This is a genomic window from Streptomyces sp. NPDC053755, from assembly GCF_040677675.1.
In the GTDB taxonomy this organism is placed as follows: domain Bacteria; phylum Actinomycetota; class Actinomycetes; order Streptomycetales; family Streptomycetaceae; genus Streptomyces.
Window position 1 is genome coordinate 1 of sequence record NZ_JBFASK010000019.1, and the last position, 16,582, is coordinate 16,582.

The following is a 16,582-nucleotide window of genomic DNA, read 5'->3' on the forward strand; positions in this document are numbered from 1 at the left end:
CCCGATAGAAACTCACCCCAGGAAGTGAGTTCCTAAAAGAGACTGACCAGTCACGGGGGGTGGGCGCCGTATGAGCGGGACACGAGCGATCCCGGAGCACGACCGACGCGACGACGAGCAGGAGACCTCGCCGCCGGGTGTCTTCTGGCGCTACTGGGCCGCCGCCACCGTCAGCGGGGCGGGCACCGCCGTCACCGCCCTCGGCCTGCCGCTCGTCGCCCTCACCGTCCTCGACACCACCGCCTTCGAGGTCGCCCTGCTCGCCGCCGCCGGACAGGTCTCGTGGCTGCTGCTCAGCCTCCCGGCAGGCGTCGTCGCGCAGCGCGTACCCCTGCGCGGACTCCAGGTCGCGCTCGACCTCGTACGGTTCGCCGCGCTGGGATCCCTGCCGCTCGCCTGGTGGCTCGGCACCCTCACCTATCCGCACCTGCTGTTCGCGGCCCTCGTCACCGGCGCGGCGACGGTGCTCTTCGACATCGGCAACTCCACCTTCCTGCCCGCCGTCGTCCCGTCCCGGCAGCTGGCCGCCCGCAACAGCGTCATGTCCGGCACGCACGCCGTCACCGACACCGGCGGCCCCTCGCTCGGCGGAGCCCTGATCGCGGCGACCGGCCCGGTCGGCGCGCTCGTCGTGGACGCCGCCAGCTACCTTGCCTCCGCGGTGCTCCTGCGCACCCTCCCCGAGAGCCGCCCGGTGCCCCGCACCGGCGAGAGCGCGCTCCAGCTGATGCGCGAGGGCTGGCGCTACGTCACCGGCCACCCGGTCATGCGGCCCTGCATGATCTGGGCGACCGCCGCCAACTTCCTCAACGCGGCCCTGGTCGCCCTCACCCCCCTCTACCTGGTCCGCGAAGCCGGCCTCGATCCGGTACAACTCGGTCTCGTCCTCGCCATGGACGGGGTCGGTGCGCTCGCCGGCGCCGCCGTCGCCGTCCGCGTCACCACACGCCTGGGCACCGCACGGGGCATCATCGCGGCCGACCTGGCCGGCGGCGCGCTGCTCCTGCTCGCACCGCTGACCACGTCGCCGGGCGACGCGTACTGGTTCGCGCTCGGCAACGCCGGCTTCGCGTTCGGCACCGTCATCGGTTCGATCACCACCCGCACCTACCGGCAGACCCAGTCGCCCCCGGAGCTGCTGTCCCGGGTGATGGCCACCGTCCGCTTCGTCTCCTGGGGCGCGCTGCCGCTCGGCGCGCTCACCGCCGGCGTCCTCGCCACCCGCGTCGGTGCCCACACGGCCCTCTGGGCCGTCTGCGCCGCGGCCCTCCTGCCCTCGCTCTACCTCTTCTCCACCGGGGTGGGCCGCCACCGCGACCTCGTCCGACGCCCGGACTTCACCGGATGAGCGGATCCGGAGTCCCGGCGGCGACGTCCCTGAGCAGTTCGCGCGGGCGGGGTGCCGCTCGGGCGTGGAACACGGCGCGGACGACGCCCACGGCCTGTCCGTGCGCGTACGCGATGGCCCTCTCGGTGACAACGCCACGACGGCCCCGGCGCCCGATCCTCCGGGCGCCGGAGCCGTCGCAGGTGTCCGGCACCGTTCAGCGCCGGGCGGTCACACCCTGCGGGAGCCACAGGTCACACTTGTGGTCCTCGGGGAACGTCGTCGATGCCGTGATCGCCTCGGGCGCGAGCACCTGCACCTTCGGATACTGGTTCCAGCGGGGGGCGTCGGCCGCGTACGGGAGGCCCGTGCGGGCGAAGCCGGTCCAGTAGCCGAGCATCCTGGAGGCCAGGGCGTTCTGGGCGGGGGTGCCCGAGACGCCGCCGAAGACGTAACGGATCTCGGAGCCGTGCGGAGCGCCCAGGGGGAAGCTGACCGGCAGACCGAGGTAGTCCACGGCGCCGCGGTCGGCGAACTCGTACTGGTAGGAGCGGGTGTAACCGGCCATCAGCCGCGCCGCGCGGGACTGGAGGCAGGAGAACTGCGCGTCGGTGAGGATCGCGCCGAGCGCCTCGGCGGGGGAGCCGTGGTCCGACAGCGGGTAGCGGGCCAGGATCGCGTCGGCACGGTCGCCGTACAGGGCGCGGACGGCCACCGGGTACCCGGCCGGGGTGAGCTGGCGACCCGCCAGGTCGTAGGTGGACGCCACGGTGAGCCGGCCCTCGTCGGCGGTCGTACCCTGCAGGACGGGCACGCGGTGGAACCTGCCGCTCGCCAGCGCGTCGGTGATCTGGAGCGGGACGACCCGGCCGTCGACGTTCGGGACCCAGCGGGCGGTGGGGCTCGTCGAGGCCGTGAGCAGCTCGCCGGCCGGCTTGCCGCGCAGGCACGCGACATCGGCGCAGCCCAGGGAGTCGGCCCAGGTCGCACCGGTGCGCTGCTGCGACTCCTGGGTGGGCAGCGGGAAAGCGCAGCCCGACTGGGCGATGGCACGGTCGAAGAGGCCGGCCGCGCGGGGGGAGACGAGGTGCTGGCACACGCTGCCGCCACCCGCCGACTCGCCGAAGACCGTGACGTTGCCGGCGTCGCCGCCGAAGGCGGCGATGTTCTGCCGCACCCAGCGCAGGGCCGCCTGCTGGTCGAGGAGGCCGTAGTTGCCCGAGACGCCCTCCGCCGACTCTCCCGCCAGGCCCGGATGGGCGAGGTAACCGAAGGCGCCGAGGCGGTAGTTGAGGGTGACGACGACCACGTCACCCCGGGCGGCCAGTTCTCCGCCGTCGTAGAAGGCACCGGAACCGATGGTGAAGCCGCCGCCGTGGATCCAGACCATCACGGGCCGGTCGCGCAGGGAGCGCTCGGCGGGTGTGTGGACGTTGAGGTAGAGGCAGTCCTCGCTGGGGGTGCCCGGTCCTGCCAGATCACCCCAGGGGGTCGACGAACCCGTCTGCATACAGGGGTTGCCCGGGGCCGTGGCGTCCCGGACGCCCGTCCAGCGCGCGGGTGCGGCGGGCGGCTTCCAGCGCAGGCCGCCGACGGGCGGCGCGGCGTACGGGATGCCGAGGTAGTCGTCGGCCCTCTCGCCCGCCGTTCCCCGCACCTGCCCGTATCGGGTGGTGACGGTCTCGTCGTCGGCCGCCGCGGCGGGCGCGGCGCCCAGCCCGGCCGCCGACAGCAGGAGCGCGCTCGCCAGCACGCCCCGTAAGCGGCGCCTCCACGACGGCGATCGTCGCGCCGTCCTCGTCTTGTGCCTCGTGTACGGACCGGGCATCGGTACCTCCGTGCGGGAGTCGGTGACAGGGGCACCGCAGTCTCGGCGCCCACGACGCCTTTCGCATCGCGCGAATCACCAGTCATGCCCACGAGCGGCCCGGCACCGGAGGAGTTCTCACCGGGTGTGCGCGGCCTGCAACCGTGGACGAAACCAGGGCTGGGCCCTGCGTGACGGCGAGACCAGAACCTGCCGGCAGCGAGGGATGCCCACGGGACCCCGACCACGACCTTGTGCCTCGCCGCACGCCCGCCCCGGCTCGTCCGCCGGCCGCCACGGGGGACCGCCCCCAGGGCGGCAGCGGTTGAGCTGTGCAGGTGCAAGGCGTGGACCTCGCCCCTGCTGCTTGTCGCCCCCCGGCCCCCGCGCCACCGAGTCGTCGGGGGAGGGGACGACGGCGGAAGGCCGCCCGGGTGCCCCCGAGCGGCCCTCCGTCGAGGTGTCATCGCACGCGATCAGGCCAGAGGCACGGCGTCGATCACCCGCTGCGGAACCGTCCACACCCCGCTGGCCGTGTCCGTCGGACTCCGGCGTCCCTCGGTGATCAGCCATACGGCCGGGGAGTCCGGGGACTTCAGCCGGGTGCCGTCGGCGAACTCCGTGGACAGCGACTGCCAGACCCGGTTCGGCACCACCTGCATGGGCACGTTCGCGTACCCGCTCGCCGTCAGCTCCTCCATGCTCTGGAACGGAACCTTCGCCCCGCCCACGACCGCCGCCTGGCTCAGCGAGCCGGCGTCCTTGATGCGGGTGCCGTCGGCGATCTTGGTGGTCATGGCGTCCCACACGCGGGCGGGGACGACCAGGCGGGTCTTGGCGCCGTAGCCGGCTTGCTGGAGTTCGTCCATGGTGTGGAAGTCGACGCGGGCGCCGCCGATCACCGCGGCTTCCGAGGTGGCTCCGCTCTTGGCGATGCGGGTGCCGTCGGCGATCTTGGTGGTCATGGCGTCCCACACGCGGGCGGGGACGACCAGGCGGGTCTTGCCGCCGTACCCGGCGTCGTTGCGCTCCGCCTCGGTGTGGAAGTCGACGCGGGCGCCGCCGACCACCGCGGCCTCCGACGACCAGCCGCTCTTGGCGATGCGGGTGCCGTCGGCGATCTTCGTGGTCATGGCGTCCCACACGCGGACGGGGACGACCTCACGCGCCTTGCCGCCGTACCCGGCGTCGTTGCGCTCCGCCTCGGTGTGGAAGTCGACGCGGGCGCCGCCGACCACCGCCGCCTCCGACGACCAGCCGCTCTTCGCGATCCGGGTACCGTCCGCGATCTTGGTCGGGAGGGCGTCCCACACACGGTCGGGAATGGTCCACATCCGCTTCTCGCCGAACCCGCAGGCGATCAGCTCGTCCATCGACACGAACGCCACCTTCGCCCGGCCGACGATGCCGGCCTGCGAGCTGCTGCTCGCCTTCTTCACGCGCGTGCCGTCCGCGATCCGGTCCGGAATGAGGCTGAACGCCCGGCCCGGCAGCGAGCGGACCTTCGACGCCCAGTCGGTGCCGAAGCCGGAGTCGATGACCTCCTGCGGGGAGGCGAAGTTGACCCGCGCGCCGCCGATGATCGCCGCCACGGGAGTGCTTCCGCCGGTGCCCTGGATCAGGATGCCGTCGTCGGGCACGTCGGCCCGGATCATGTTGAACGCGCGCGTCGGGACCGTGCGGACCTTGTTCGCCCAGTCGGTGCCGAAGCCGGAGTCGATGACCTCCTGCGGGGAGGCGAAGTTGACCCGCGCGCCGCCGAGCATCATCGCCACAGGCGTCGGTACGCCGTTCGCGATGCCCTGGATGAGCGAACCGTCCGGCGGGATGTCGGCGTGGAAGTCGTTGAAGGCGCGACTGGGGATCGCGCGCACCCTCTCGCGCCAGTTCGTTCCGTATCCGGTCTCGACGACTTCCTCGGGCGAGGCGAAGTTGATGCGCGACCCGGCCACGAACATCGCCACCGGCGTCGAAGAACCGCCACCCGTGCCCTGGACGAGCGTGCCGTCCGCCGGGACGGTGCCGAGGTTGTTGAAGGAGAAGTCCGACACGATGACGACCTTGGAGGGCCAGTCCGTACCGTGGCCGGTGTCGACGACCTCCTGGGGTGAGGTGAAGTTGACGCGCGCCCCGCCGACGACCTGCGCGACGGGCGTGCCGTTGCCGCCGTTCCAGCCCTGCACCAGCGTCCCGTCGGAGGGCACCCGGTTCATGTGATCGCGGGCGTCGACCGACCAGTCCGAGATCTTGGGCGGACGGCCGCAGTTCACCGGGGAGTTGCAGTGCGACTGGTGCAGGGGCGCGCCTCCGGCGAAGATGTACACCCGGCCGCGCTGGTCGATGGCCGACGAGCCGTTGCGCGGTGTCTTCGGACCCGCGTCGATGACCGACTGGTACGTAGGGCGTGACGGGGAGTCGCAGATCCCACCGTCGCACGTCGCCTGCCAGACCGGCGCGCCGCCGACCATCTTGTAGATGCGCCGGGTGTCCGTGGTGTGCAGGAGCGTGCCGTCGGCCAGGCCGTGGACCGACGTCACCGGCTGCGGCTGCGGCGGAGCGGGCGGGTTGGTCGGACCGGGCGCCGTGCCGCCGCCCCGCCCCGTGCCCTGCGTGACCTTCTTGAACCCCTCGCTCTTGGGCAGGTTCACCCAGAGCGCGCTCTCGTGGCCCACGAAGTGTTCCATGCCGGAGTTGCATCCGGCCGGAAGCCACTCGCGCGTCAGGAAGACGCGCTCGGTGAAGATGCCGTACGAGACGTAGGTGATCTCGTGGGACGGGGAGACGGTGTTGGTCTTCAGGCCCACCGAACTCGTCCAGGAGGCCTTCGCCCCGATCTGGAGCTCGACGTTGACCTTGGCCACGACGTAGTCGACCGACATGCCGGCCGTGAACTGGGTGCTGAGTTCGACGGTGTCGGACTTCGTGACGGTCACCTCGAGGTTGTCCCCGGGCGCCACCCGCCACGGCCCGTCGGACGCCTTGAAGTCCTCGTAGTGCTTGCTCACCTTCCAGGCGGTCGGCCCGCATGACACCGGGAGCGGCAGGGGTGGTGGATCGGCCTGCGCGACCTGGGGCGTCGTCGCCACCAGCCCGCCGGCCAGCAAGACGCCGGTCAGCGCGGTGAGCGCCGGCCGCAGGCTGTGTCTGAACATCGTGCCTTCTCTCGACAAGGGACAGCCCGCTCTCCCCCAGGGGGCCGGGCTCGGAAAGGAATGACTGACCAGTGGGGAGGTGACGTGACGCGCATCAGGCCGGACCGGTCCCGGCGCTGCTCCCGCGCGGTACCGCATTCCTTCGAAGGCATGCCGCGGCTGCGGTTTGGACAGCACAGATCGCCATACGAACGTTCCCCCCGTGGACAGCCGCACCCGTGCATCGCACGGGCGCCGGCTCCTTGGCGCAGTACAGCTCGGAGGTTAGACGCAGCCGCCGCGGGTCTGTCAAGATCCACCGGCGGAACGCCTTTCCGCGTCCGGCGCCACCTCGCGCGCTCTCGCGCCCGCGACAGGTTCCGGATCGGCGATACGAGCAGCGGTCGACCGGCCCGCCTGTCGCGAGGTGAGGAGTGGAGGCCGCGCGCTTCGCAGCGTCGTTCCCCTGCGGCCCCTCGGCACGCCGATACCGTCCGCTTCATCCTCTTGGAAGCATGGCTGTCCTGGCCTTCAACCAGTTGCTCAGGTCGCGTGAGCATTCCGCTCGGCGGCCGGCTGGGATCGGCCGTCGCCGAGCGGGGTCGTCCCCCCGCCGTGGATCGCATGGGGCCGGCTGCGCACCCCGCGGTGGCCCCCCTCGCCCGTTCCGCATAGCGCGGCCCACTGACAGCGCCTCAGGATGAGGGCGCGTCGAGCGGCCGCTCCAACCGCACCTCGGTCACGCTGACGCCGTCCGGAGCGCCGAACGCCTCGACCATCACGCCGTAGCCGATGTCGGTGAGCTCCAGGGCCAGGCGCTCGGCCCCCACGCGCAGATCGAGCCTTGCCACGGGCTCGCCATGGAAGTCCGGCATGCGGTGGATCCGCGCCGCCGGGTAGTTCAGGGTCGCCAGCTTGTTCCGCAGTTCCTCGTACGTGGCCGTGTCCGTCTTCGAGAACGCGTTGCTGATGCGCAGTTGGTGCCTTTCGGCGATGCACTCCTCTGTGGGATCGAGCGGCACCGCGTCGACCAGGACGGGCAGGGTGGAGTCAGGCGTGGGCTCCGCTGTCGTGGTGTCGGCCACAAAGGCCGATGCCACGCCATCGAAGTTGTCGGACACGTCCGGGGCACAGCCCTGCCAGATGAGGTCCGCCATCTCGAGGAACCGCACCTCCGCTTCGTCGTCGCTCGCCACGACGGCGCTGACAGCGGAGGTCTGAGCGGCGGTGGCGTTCTGCGCGCCGAACCCGGTCAGGACGACGAAACCGCCGAGCGCGGCCGCCAGCAAGGACTTCGGGAGGAAGATTGATCGCATGTCCGTACGATGCAGGCCGCGGATCACCGCCCACATGAGTACCCGTACCCATCCCACCGGAGCATCAGCTCACCAGCGCCACTGGGGGCACCAGATGTGCCGCCATCAGCAGCCGCGCAGGACCTCCTGACTGCTGACTGCTGACCGCCTGGCTGCCCCCCACCAGACCGCCGTGCCGGACGTCGACGGCGGCATGGGGTCACTCTCCGAACTGGTCGCGAGTGGGCCGGGCGCCTGCGCCTCGGCGGCCTGCTGATCCTCATCGAGGGCCGTACCCGCCACGCATGTCTGATCACCGACCAGACCGGTCAGGTGACCGGCCCTCGGCCGGGACGGGGGAGTGCGCGCGGGGCATCATGGGGTCATGAGAACGCGGCCTGTACTCGTCTACGACGGAGACTGCGGCTTCTGCACGGCATCGGCCGCCGCCGCACAGCGCCTGCTCCACGCCGCCTGCGAGTGCACCGCGTGGCAGAGCGTCGGCCTGGACTCCCTCGGCGTCACTCGGGAGCGCGCCGCGTACGAAGCGCTATGGGTGACCCCCGACGGCGCCGCGTACGGCGGGGCCCAGGCCGTGGCGAAACTGCTGCTGCGGGCCGGCAGAGGGTGGGCGGTCCTGGGAGCGGTCCTCCGACTGGCACCGGTGCGCTGGATCGCACACGCCGTCTACCGGATCGTCGCGAACAACCGAGGACGGCTGCCGGGCGGGCCGCGGGCATGCGCCGCCCCCGCCCCACGGCCCTCCTGATCTGCCTCCTGCCGGGCGGCACCGATCCACGACCAGGACCAGGATGCCGACGGGCCGCGCCCGGAGCAGCCACAGCCATCCGCCGGTCTCCAGACACCGCGCGCCGCGAAGGCCTGGGCCGCCGTGGCCGTGGCCGCGGCCTACCTCCATGCCTCGGGGCACCCGGTCAGGGTGACGTCGAAGGAGGCCGGCGACCTCGTCGAGCAGGTCGTGGACGGACGTGCCGGCGTGCGCGAGATCGCGGCTGTCCTGAAGGACTGGACCCGATGAGCGCCAGGACCGAGGCCGAGGCCAGGAAACGGACGTAGTCGGCGGCGATGCGGCCGGAATACGCCGAGGGGTGCCGCAGGACCCGCTCTCCGGTGGGGGTCCGCTGCTCGCCGCTGCCGGCAATGGTCCTCTTCCGACAGCGCCGGTGGAGCTGCCCCAGCGGTCGTCCACGAACGAAGAGGGACACGGCGGATCAGTCCGTGGTGTCGCGGACGTCCCTTCCCTGCTCGGCGAACGCCTTGAAGTCCTGCATGTGCTGGTGTGACTGCCTGCGGAAGGCGCCGGGCATCAGGAGTCCCACCAGCTTCATCAGAAAGCCGCTGAACCGGTATTCGTTCTCGCTCTCCCAGAGCGTGGTTTCCGGGCCGGCCTCGGTCAGCCGGTCGCGCACGGCACTCCACATGCCCTCGCCGACGATCTCGCGCTCGAAATGAACGACGCTTGTATGCGGGATCTCGCGCAGGTCTGCCGGCTCCCGGCGTGTGATGGTCTCGGTGCACTCGACCTGCCGCCGGCCCATCTGCATCACGACCCGCGACGTGGTGCCGAGCTGCCCGTGCTCCCCACTCAGCGGCTCGTGCAGCACCAGGCCCCGCAGCCATTTCGGCAGGTGCGCCGGGTCGGCGAGCAGCCGGGCCGCCTTCTCTCGCGGCAGGGCGATCTCGATGGCCACGGTGTATGTCATGGGGCGGATCATCTTTTCCTTCGTGGGCGGAGTGGGGGGCGGGGAGACGACGTGTTTTCGTACTGATGGTCGTGCTCCTCGGCTGAGGGCACTGCATTCTGTGTCCGTGAAGCAGAGCGCGCCTGCCGCCACGCCGTCGTGCTGCCGTCGTCCCGCCGATGGGCCGCGCGCCACCGCCGACCGCTCGTCACACTGCGGCCGGGTCCGGGGCACGCCGGGCGCTCCGAGCCCGGTCCGCTCGCCGTTCGGCGCCGCCGTCGTGCCGCCCGACGGCGCCTCGGCGGCGGCCGTTCACACCCTGTCGTTCACGCTCTACCGGACGGGCCGGGAAGGGTGGCGAGTTCGCTCAGGACGCGGGCCGCCGGTGCCGGGTCGACCAGCCACTTCAGGTGGCTGCCTTCCAGTGTGCGGACGTCGTAGGGGTTGTCGGGCGTCAGCTCGTCGCCCTCGCGGATCAGGCGGTCCTGGAGGGCGAGAGGCAGGCTCGCGTCGTCGGCCAGGCGGATGTAGGTCTTCGGTATGCGGCCCCAGGTCGCGGCCTGAGCCCGGTCCGCGGAGCCGCCGACGTCCAGGTTCTCGTCGGGCTGGAAGGTGTTCAGGAAGGTGAGGAACTGCTCGTCGGTGCCGTCGGCGAAGAACGCCGCCCGGAACGCCGCGAGCGCGCCCGGGTCCGCGGTGCGGAAGTTGACCCGGAGGAGGCCGAGTTCGGCAGGATTCCCGGCCAGTGCCGAGGCGAAGGCGGCGGGGTCGACCGTGGCCATCTCCGGTTCGCCGTAGTAGTCGTTGACGTCGAGACGGACCGGGCACCAGGCCGCGACGTAGACGATGCGGTCGATCAGGTCCGGGCGTGCGTTGGCCGCGGCCGTGACCGTGGCGCCGCCCCGGCTGTGGGCGACGAGGATCACCGGGCCGTTGCGCTTCGCCCGCTCGAGGATCCCTATGAGATGCGCGACATTGTCCGCGAGGGTGACGCCCTTGATCGAGCCGGGCGCCGTGGCGAGCCCCTCCGGGTCCTGCGGTGACTGGTAGGCGTGGGTGAACGTCGCCTGGAACCCGTGGCCCGGCAGGTCGACGGCGACCGAACGGTGTCCCAGGAGGCCGAGTTCGGCCTGGAGGGGCGCGAAGGAGAAGGAGTTCGCGAAGGCTCCGTGCACCAGTACGTACGTAGGCTGCATCTCTGTATTCGCTTTCCGGCCCCGCCGCGGTCCGGCGTCGGCCATGGTGTGCCCCGGCGCATGCGGCCGGCTCAGGGAAGGGAACGGCCCCCCGCCCGCGGCACATTGTTGTTCCCTGCGCGGGCCGTGTCGCGCGGCCGGCTGTGGTGAACCGCTGCGCGTGGCGGGCAGGGGTGTGTTCGTCGGAGGTCCCAGGATTCCCATGATCCGGCCGAAGATCAACCTCTGCGCGCTCTGCCGCTCCCGGGTCTCGGCCCATCTTCGATGGCTGCCCGTCCCCGACAGGACCACCAGCCTGAGCAACTGCCGAACAGTCACCGGCAGGGCGATGTCCTCAGGCGTCGTCTCCTGTGGCGGATCAGCGGTGAGGGATAGCCCCACTCCCCGCACGGCTCATCCGTGCGACCGCGAGAGCGATCACGCCACTGTGGGCCTGACTGGCGGCGCCGCGGAGGCCGCGCAGCGGGGGCTCCGCGGCGCTGGAGGCTGAGAAGCTCGACGCGCCCGTCAGTGGGACGGCGCCGGGACGGATGCCGCTCCAGTCGCGTACTCGTGCGTCGGTTGCCAGGCTGCCGCGCACAAGGACTCGGCGACGGCGGCCGTGTACCGGGCGGCGGTGAGCCAATGGGTGGCGAAGCCGTCGGTGTCGGCGGGAAGGAGGCGACCGAAGTGGTCGCGGTCGCGCTGGGCCGCCGAGGCGCACAGGGCGGTGAGGAGGCCGGCGGCCGTGGGAAGGCCCGCGCGGCGGAGGCGGCGGGACTCGGCGGTGACGTCGCCGAGCATGCCGAGGGCGGCACGGCCCGCCGGGACCGTCTGTTCGACCCGGCGCTCCAGGAGGTACAGGGGCGCGTGCGCCCCGGATTCCCCGGGCTGTGGCGGGGCGAGGTGCACGGGCGCAGCCGGATCCGGGAGGTCGGCACGGCGCAGGCGGTCGAGACCGAGGTCGATCGTGCCCTCGCCGCTCGGGTGCGAGCAGGCGAGGAGGGTGAGCCGGGGGTGGAGGTCGGGCACCAGGCGGCCGATGATCCTCAGCCGCGTTCCCGGCGCTGTGGCCAGCAGCATCAGGTTGTCGCGGTGAGCCAGGGCGGGGTCGTCGTCGGCGACGGTGAGCCGGACGCGGATGCCTCCGTCGCACAGCGCGGCCAGGCAGGTGCCCCCCGGCTCCCTCACGGCGCCGACGAGTTCGACATCCAGGAAGAGCAGATCGCTGCCACCGCCGTCCGGGTCCGCGTAGCGGGAGGTGACCCGCAGAGCACGGGTGGCCTGTTCGCACGGTGGCGTCTCCCACAGGGCGGCGAGCGGCGGCTCCGTCCACGCCGCGCCCCGGGCGGTGACGGCCTTGACGCCCTTCCCGGCGCCCAGTCTGCCGTCCGGCGAGACCGTCGCCCCCGAGACCGCCAGGCCGGCCCGGCCCAGCTCCCGGTGGGTGAGCGCGCTGTCGCCCAGGCGCACGGCCCGGTCGGCCACGCCGAGGGCGCGCCCGACGCCGCCGGGTGCCACGTCGCCGACCGTGAACAGCCGGCCGTCGGGCCCGGCCACCCAGGTGCGGGCGCCTCCGTGCCCGGAGTCGGTGACCACGGGTTCGGTGAACAGGCCGTACAGGCGCAGCGAGCCGTCCGGGCTGTAGGGGCGGCGCCCGCGGCCCCTGACGGCTTCCAGCTCCGTCCCGGACGCCGTCCCCACCCGGTGGGCGGTGCCCAGGAGTTCGGCCAAGGCGGTGACGAGGTCGGCGGTGCGGTAGGACGGGTCCCCGGCGCGGGCCGCCCGCAGCAGTGTGACGACGGACAGCGCGGCGCCCGCGGCGCGCGGCAGGTTCCGCAGCCGGGCGGTGTGCGCGGCGCGGAGGAGGGCCGACTGGGTGACGGCGCCGGCGCCGTCGACGCCGGCCTCCAGCACGGCGGCCCCCGCCGACCACAGGCCGTCGGCCGCGGCCCGCTGGTCCGGGGTCGCCGTCTCGGGCGAGGAGGAGGTGTCCGGGGCGGGGGCGGGGGCCGTGGGGGCGGGCTGTCCGGCGGGCTCCGGAGCCGGGTCCGCCGTGGGGGCGGCGCACGCGGCGGCGGCGCGGTGGACGCAGGCCGGGGCGAGGAGGCAGCCGCAGGTGATGGCGTCCGCCGTCACCACCACTCCGCCCGGGGCGTGCAGGCGCAAGGCGGTCTCGTCGTCGACGGCGATCGTCACCGTGTCCCCGTCGCGGTGTGCGGGGCGAGCGCCGAGTTTGGTGACCGCGGCGTCCAGCCTCTTACGCAGCCGGGGTGAGAGGTTCTCCACCAGCGTGGCCGTGACCTCCGGCGCGACGGGTGGCAACTGGGCGGCGGTCATGCGGTCTTCTCTCCGATCCAGCGGGCCAGTTCGAGTGGGCTGAGGGCCGCCACGGGCATGCCGGCGGCCACGAGTTGTCCGGCGACGCCCGTCGAGTAACGCGGCCGGCCGGCGTCGTCGAGACTCGCGCAGCCGAGGACATGGCAGCCGGTGGTCACCAGGGCCCGTACTTCGGCCAGGAGCCCGCCGAGCGGCGCGCCCTCCTCGAAGTCGCTGATGACGACGACGATGGTGCGGGTGGGCACAGTGATCAGGCTGCGGGCGTGCCGCAGCCCGGCGGCGATGTGCGTACCCCCGCCCACGCTCACCTCCAGGAGGAGGGAGAGCGGATCGTGCACGTGACCGGTGAGGTCGACGACCTCCGTGGAGAAGGCCAGGAAATGGGTGCTCAGGGTCGGCACCCCGGCGAGCACGGAGGCGGTCAGCGCCGACCAGATGGTGGATGCCTCCATGGATCCGGAGACGTCGGTGACCAGGATCAGGCGCCAGTCGGCCGACCGGCGGGCGCGACTGCGGAACACCGGCTTCTCCGGGATCACCTGGACCGTGCCGTCGGCCGTCCGGCGGGCGGTCGCCAGATTGGCGCGCAGGGTACGCGGCAGGTCCAGCCGGGTACCGGGGCGGCGGGTGGGCCGGGCCAGCATCGTGCCGGTGAGGGCGGGCCGCAGGCGGGTGGCGAGCTGCCGGGTCAGTTCGTCGACCAGGCGGCGGACCAGGGGCCGCAGCGCCGCGAGGCGGGCCTCGGGAAGGCCGCCGGCGTAGCGCAGGACCGTCCGGAGCAGTTCCACGGACGGGGTGGCGGCCGCCGGGTCGAGTGCGGCGAGGACGTCCTGCCGGCCGGTCACGGCCGCGGCGGCGAGAACCTCCTCGCGGACGCCGGGGCCGAACAGCGCCGCCAGTTCCTCGGACCACTCGCGGACGCCGGGGAACGACGGCTCCCGGCCGCCGCGCGGTCCGGAACCACCCCCGTGGCCGCCGGGCAGGCCGCCGCGGGACCCCTCGCCGCGCCCCGTGCCGTAGAGCTCGTCCAGGGCGGTCGCCAGCCGGGCGGCGTCGGACGGCAGTCGGTCGGAACGCCGGCCGAGCACGAGCCGCCACCGGTCGGCGGGCGCGAGGATCCGCGCGGGCGCGGGCGCGGCCTCGGTGGAGGACGTGGCGGCCGGGGTGGGGGCGGGGCGCGTTGCGCCCGGGTGGCCGGGCGGCGGTGGGAACCGGTCGTCGTGCGCGGGCGGCGGGACGGGCAGGCCCAGGCCGGTCAGGAGCTCGCGGGCCGCGAGGTCGGCGGCCGTTCGCCTGGCCTGCTCGGCCGGGTCGTCCGCGTCGAGGGTGTCGACCCGTTCGCCCAGCCGCTCCTCGACGGTGTCCAGCAGCCGCTCCCGGGCGGCCGGGCTCAGGATGTGGAAGCCACCGCGCAGGGCGGGCAGCCGGCTCAGGAACGCGGTGTCGTCCACCTCGACGACCCGGTGCAGCAAGGGGTCCAGTGCACCCGCACCGACGGTCAGGAGCGGCCCCGCCACCGTCAGCACGCCGGTGAGGCGGGCGGTGAGCGCGACCCGGGAGGCGCTGTCCACGGCTCCGTCCACCCAGGAGGCGACGCGCACCCCGAAGGCCTCGGATTCCTCGTGGCCCGTGAGCACCCTGACCGCTCCGGCGGCCGCGGCGATCAGCGGCGTACCGCCGTCGGCCAGGCGGGCGAGGGCGTCGGTGAGCCGGATGCCGCCCACCCGGTCGGCCCGCTGGGCCAGTTCGAGCAGCGCCCGGGCGTCCTCGGGCTCCTCGGAGCCGGTCAGGCCGTCGACCTGCCGGACCGCGGCCGAGGTCAGGAGTTCGGCCGCTCGCGCGGTGAGGGCGGCACGGGCGGAGGCGCCGGCGGTGGCATCCGGGGCTTCGGAGGCCGAAGGGCCGTCGGGCACGGCAAGGCCCGGCAGGTGGCCGGCGTCGATGCGGTCCAGCAGATCGAGTCCGGCGAGGAGCTCGGGAAGGGTGCCGCTCGCGGGGAGTACGGCCGCCAGCTCCGTCAGCCGTTCGTCGGCCAAAGCGGGCAGTCCGCACTCGGCGGCCTCCGTGAGGCCCCGGACGACCTGGGCGGCCGTCGGGCCGCCCTCCGCTCGCTCGGTGCCGTGCCGCTGTCTCAGCACGCCCTCGGCCGCCTGGGCCGGGGTGACGCCCCGGGCGCCCGCCGCGGTGAGCATCGCGGCCGTCGCCGGGGTCCACCGCACCTGCCAGCGCGTGGTCAGTCCTTCCGTACCCGCCGCGCCGGTCACCCGCTGCTCCTGCGCGTAGGGGATGCCGCACGCCGTCAGCCTGCGCAGCAGCAGCTCGCGGCGCCGGTCCAGGGTGGAGCGTGCCGGATCGAGCCGGAGGTCGCGCGGTGTCTTCTCGTGCGCGTCCTCCGGACCGGGGAGGGCGAGCGCGGCCGTCTCGGCCTCGACGGCGGGGCCGAGACCGCCGCGCGGAGCGGCCGGCGCGGGACGGCCGGTACGGGACCCGACGAGCACGCCTTCGAGAGCCCGGGCGACGGCGCGGCCCGTGCCGTAGGTCTCGCCGCGCCCCAGCACCGTCTGCACCGCCTCCAGGAGTTCACCGCGGCCCGGGGCGGGCAGGTCGCGCAAACGGGCCAGGTCACCGGCCACCCTGACGACCTCCCGGCCGTCCGCCGGGCCGTAGGGATGGCCCTGCTCGCGCAGGGCGGCGCAGACGCGGACCGCGGTGCGGATCAGCGCCTCCTGCAGCGCGGCCGGGTCACCGGCTGCGTCCAGGACGGTGTGCTGCCACTCCGGGTCCCGGATCCCGGCCGGATAGCCGGACCGTGAGTCGAGCAGCGGGTACGTGTACGGGACCAGCGAGACCGTGCACGCCGCCGTCCCGGCATCACCGTTCACCCGGCCGCCCGCGCCAGGCCCGGAGGCGTCCGGTGCGTCCGGTGCGTCCGGCGCGGGGCTCCCGGCGGCTTCGGCCGCGGACGGCAGCAGCGCGGGGGTGTGGAAGGCTCCCACCACCACGGCGGGCCGCCGCCCGCTCGCCAGGGCCTCGGTGACATGTCCGCGCATACACGCCTCGCGCAGCAGATCCGTGCCGTTGACCTCGCCCCGCGCCTCGGTCTCGTACCGCAGCGCCCAGCCCGTGAGCAGGGCGGCGCGGCGGAGTGCCTCGGGTGTCGAACCGGGTGCGGGAGCCTCCACCAGCCGGTCCCACAGGTCGTCGCCGTCCCGGCCGGTGAGCCGGGACCGGAGCGCGGCGGACAGCCCGTGCCCGTCGCCCGGCACGGGCGCGGAGTCGGCGCCCGGGGTGGGGGCGGGGACGCCCGGACCGCTCCCCGCCCACGCGCGGTCGGCCAGCGGCAGATCGCAGGCCACGGCCGGGACCCCCTTGCGTGCCGCCCAGCGCAGGGCGACCAGCTCGGGCGAGAAGTCCGCGAACGGGTAGAACGCGGGACCCCGTTCGCCTGCCGGGCCGGCACCGGGACCGTCGGCGGGCACGGCGGCCAGGGCCACCGGGGCCTCGGTCTCCTCGTGGGCCAGCCACCCCAGCCAGGGCTGGAACTCGGCGGGCAGTTCCACGAGAAGGACGTCGGGGGCGGCCTCGTCCAGCAGTGCCGGGAGGGCGGCCGCGAGCGAGGGCGCGTGGTGACGCACCCCGATCAGGAACGGCAGCCCGGGGCCGGTCGCCGCGAGCGCCGCCACCGCTGCTTCCGGGGTGGCGGGTCCGGCAGCGGGGCCCTGCGCCGGGTCGGCGGCCGGCGGCCCGGCGCAGGGCGGGACCGCGGTGGCGGACCGCGTCTGAGGAGGGGGCGACTCGCTCATC

The 16,582-nt window shown here is 73.8% G+C and carries 10 protein-coding genes; 3 read left to right on the forward strand and 7 right to left on the reverse strand.

The window, feature by feature from the left end:
- Positions 1–70: 70 nt before the first annotated feature.
- Complete coding sequence (locus AB0K65_RS19185) at positions 71–1,348, forward strand: MFS transporter (protein WP_365717983.1); 1,278 nt, start codon at positions 71–73, stop codon at positions 1,346–1,348.
- Positions 1,349–1,544: 196 nt separating this feature from the next.
- Here AB0K65_RS19185 and AB0K65_RS19190 read toward each other — a convergent pair whose 3' ends face one another.
- From AB0K65_RS19190 to AB0K65_RS19200, 3 genes are all read right to left on the reverse strand, one after another.
- A complete protein-coding gene (locus AB0K65_RS19190; protein ID WP_365717986.1) occupies positions 1,545–3,080 on the reverse strand; it encodes a carboxylesterase/lipase family protein in 1,536 nt (511 codons plus the stop codon).
- Between the two features lie 530 nt (positions 3,081–3,610).
- Positions 3,611–6,286, reverse strand: coding sequence for a hypothetical protein (locus tag AB0K65_RS19195; protein WP_365717988.1), 2,676 nt, complete (start codon positions 6,284–6,286; stop codon positions 3,611–3,613).
- Between the two features lie 674 nt (positions 6,287–6,960).
- Positions 6,961–7,608 carry a hypothetical protein gene (locus AB0K65_RS19200; RefSeq protein ID WP_365717990.1) on the reverse strand — a complete coding sequence of 216 codons (648 nt, stop codon included), beginning with the start codon at positions 7,606–7,608 and terminating at the stop codon, positions 6,961–6,963.
- 337 nt (positions 7,609–7,945) lie between these two features.
- Here AB0K65_RS19200 and AB0K65_RS19205 point away from each other — a divergent pair, with 337 nt between their 5' ends.
- A complete protein-coding gene (locus AB0K65_RS19205; protein WP_365717991.1) occupies positions 7,946–8,329 on the forward strand; it encodes a DUF393 domain-containing protein in 384 nt (127 codons plus the stop codon).
- A 123-nt stretch (positions 8,330–8,452) separates the two neighbouring features.
- Positions 8,453–8,599 (forward strand): hypothetical protein, encoded by a 147-nt coding sequence (locus AB0K65_RS19210; protein WP_365717993.1) that lies wholly within the window; start codon positions 8,453–8,455, stop codon positions 8,597–8,599.
- A 193-nt stretch (positions 8,600–8,792) separates the two neighbouring features.
- Here AB0K65_RS19210 and AB0K65_RS19215 read toward each other — a convergent pair whose 3' ends face one another.
- From AB0K65_RS19215 to AB0K65_RS19230, 4 genes are all read right to left on the reverse strand, one after another.
- On the reverse strand, positions 8,793–9,284 hold the full coding sequence (locus tag AB0K65_RS19215) for an SRPBCC family protein (protein ID WP_365717995.1): 492 nt from the start codon (positions 9,282–9,284) through the stop codon (positions 8,793–8,795).
- A gap of 305 nt (positions 9,285–9,589) precedes the next feature.
- A complete protein-coding gene (locus tag AB0K65_RS19220; protein ID WP_365717997.1) occupies positions 9,590–10,459 on the reverse strand; it encodes an alpha/beta fold hydrolase in 870 nt (289 codons plus the stop codon).
- A gap of 507 nt (positions 10,460–10,966) precedes the next feature.
- Entirely contained in the window at positions 10,967–12,778 is a 1,812-nt protein-coding gene (locus tag AB0K65_RS19225) for a hypothetical protein (protein ID WP_365717999.1), read from the reverse strand.
- Positions 12,775–16,581 (reverse strand): DUF5682 family protein, encoded by a 3,807-nt coding sequence (locus tag AB0K65_RS19230; protein ID WP_365718001.1) that lies wholly within the window; start codon positions 16,579–16,581, stop codon positions 12,775–12,777. The genes AB0K65_RS19225 and AB0K65_RS19230 overlap by 4 nt, the downstream gene beginning before the upstream one ends.
- Between the last annotated feature and the right edge of the window lies 1 nt (position 16,582).